Genomic DNA, 612 nt, shown 5'->3' on the forward strand with positions numbered 1-612 from the left:
GGTGGGCGCGATCGCGATCGTGTTGATTGCACTGTGGGCAATTCTCGGTCCGGTCTTCTACCCGTTCTCGGCAACGGGGCGTGATCCACTCAATATGGGAATCGGCCCGACGCAGTTGCATTGGTTTGGCACGAACGGCATCGGTCAGGACCTTTATGCGCAGACACTCGTGGGGCTGCAGAAATCACTCGTGATCGGACTCATTGCCGGGCCGCTGGGCACCCTGATCGCGGCAGTGGCGGGCTCGGTCGCCGGGTACATGGGCGGCATCGTCGACAAGGTCATCGTCTGGTGCATCAACCTGCTTCTCGTGCTGCCCTCTTTTATTCTGCTGGTCATCCTCAGCCCGCTTTTCAAGGGACTGTCCTGGGTGTTCCTGACCATATTCCTGGCCGCATTCAGCTGGATGATTATGGCCCAGGTGATTCGCTCCCAAACCCGGTCGTTGCGGAATCAGGACTTTGTGAAGGCTGCCCGATACATGGGTGTGCCCATGCCACGGATTCTCGGGCGGCACATCATTCCCAACGTGGCCTCGCTGCTCATCATCGATGCGACGTTGGGTGTGGTCGGAGCGATCATGGCGGAAACAAGCCTGAGCTACTTCGGCTT

1 protein-coding gene is annotated in these 612 nt (G+C 59.2%); it reads left to right on the plus strand.

From position 1 onward, the window contains the following. On the plus strand, window positions 1–612 hold a 612-nt coding region (locus JF66_RS20080), incomplete at both ends, for an ABC transporter permease (protein ID WP_035880660.1).

The organism is Cryobacterium sp. MLB-32, from assembly GCF_000738085.1.
In the GTDB taxonomy this organism is placed as follows: domain Bacteria; phylum Actinomycetota; class Actinomycetes; order Actinomycetales; family Microbacteriaceae; genus Cryobacterium.